The organism is Bergeriella denitrificans NBRC 102155, from assembly GCF_001592185.1.
Classification (GTDB): Bacteria; Pseudomonadota; Gammaproteobacteria; order Burkholderiales; family Neisseriaceae; genus Neisseria; species Neisseria denitrificans.
This window is the reverse complement of sequence record NZ_BCWL01000319.1, coordinates 1-1,406: the sequence shown is the minus strand read 5'-3', so window position 1 is coordinate 1,406 and position 1,406 is coordinate 1. Positions and strand designations below refer to the sequence as shown.

1 protein-coding gene is annotated in these 1,406 nt (G+C 49.8%); it reads left to right on the top strand.

Features of this window, described 5'->3' with window-relative positions; all coding sequences use genetic code 11:
• Positions 1 to 308 precede the first annotated feature (308 nt).
• Positions 309 to 800, top strand: coding sequence for a disulfide bond formation protein B (locus BDE01S_RS10525; RefSeq protein WP_066081325.1), 492 nt, complete (start codon positions 309 to 311; stop codon positions 798 to 800).
• Positions 801 to 1,406: the final 606 nt, after the last annotated feature.

The window sequence follows — 1,406 nt, the reverse complement described above, 5'->3', positions numbered from 1 at the left end:
TTGTCCCATTCTTATTTTATTCGACTATAAGTTCTACGACTATACCTAAAAAACGGAGAATGTCGGGCGGAGTTGCTACCCTGCCGTTCATTTGCCGAATACGAGAAAACATTCACCTTCAACTTAATCTTTGCCTGTCGGCCAAGCAGCGGAATAGCAATCCGGCTCTGTGGCTTTGATTACTGTTTTTTAGGTATTTCACGATAGAACCTTAATCGGTGTTTGTTTAACATGGCGCAAATCTTTTGTCTGCCTGCGGGATGTTTTTGTGCTACATTGGCGCGGTGTTTGATGGATTGGGTTGTATGATGAATGTGTTTCGCAAGGCTTTGTGGTTGATTGTGGCTTTGTCTGTGCTGACGGCTTGCGGTTCGTTTTTTTCGCAGTATGTGCTGGGGTTGAACCCTTGCGTGTTGTGTATTTTGCAGCGTTTGTCGGTGCTGGCGGTGGGGTTGGCGGCGTTTTCGGCGGCGCTGTTTCGTCAGGTTTCCAAGGCGGGGCGGGTTTTGGGGGCTGTGTGGGTGAGCGTGCCTGCTGTGTATGGGGCGGGTGTGGCGGTGTATCAGCTGTGGCTGCAGAGTCTGCCTGCGGGGGAGGCACCGGCCTGCGGTGCGCCGTGGACGTTCCGTCTGCGTGATTGGCCTTTGTTTGAGCATTGGGAATTTGTGGTGCGGGGCTTTGGGAATTGTGCGGTGCCGGACTATTTTTTGGGCGTGCCGTTGCCGGTATGGAGTGTGCTGTATTTCGGCTTTGTGCTGCTGCTGGTGTGGGCGGCTTGGTTTAAGGCGCGGCACGATTGACGGGAAGGTGCGGCTGTTGCGTGCGGCATGTTGATTGGCCTCCGATAAAAAATACGCGGGAAGGGGTTGGATGTGTTTCTGGCGCGGTGTTTTGATGGAAAAAGCCGTCTGAAAATCATATTTTCAGACGGCTTTTTTATGCTTCATTTTTTATTGTAGGGTTGGGTAACAACGCCGGTCCTCGTTAGAAATGTCATTATTTTACAGGCACGCCGTCGATTAAGGCTTTTACAGAAGTAGGACGGGCATCCCTGCCCGTCGCTTTGCGCAAGGCAAAGAAAATATCTCAATAAAATTTATCTCATTCTATGAATGAGCGACGGGCAAGGATGCCCGTCCTACAGCTGGCGGGGTCATCGTCAATAACTTTTTGGCATACAGGTGGCTGAGCGTAGTCAAAGCCGCAAGTAACGTTTGGTTTCCGCTCAGTTTGAGAATATATACAATGTGAGTTTAGGATGGGGGATTTGAGTAATTCTTTATATTTCAGTAATCTCTCCCATCCTAACCTTCTACTGCAGGAGCGGAGGAAGGAACAGGTTACGGAACTTTAACGGATGCTATAGTTGGAGAAATTAAATTCTGATACAAGGCGGCGAGCCGCAG

Excerpts from the sequence above, each read along its gene's own strand:
- BDE01S_RS10525 (WP_066081325.1), top strand. The coding sequence starts at position 309 with ATGAATGTGTTTCGCAAGGCTTTGTGGTTGATTGTGGCTTTGTCTGTG.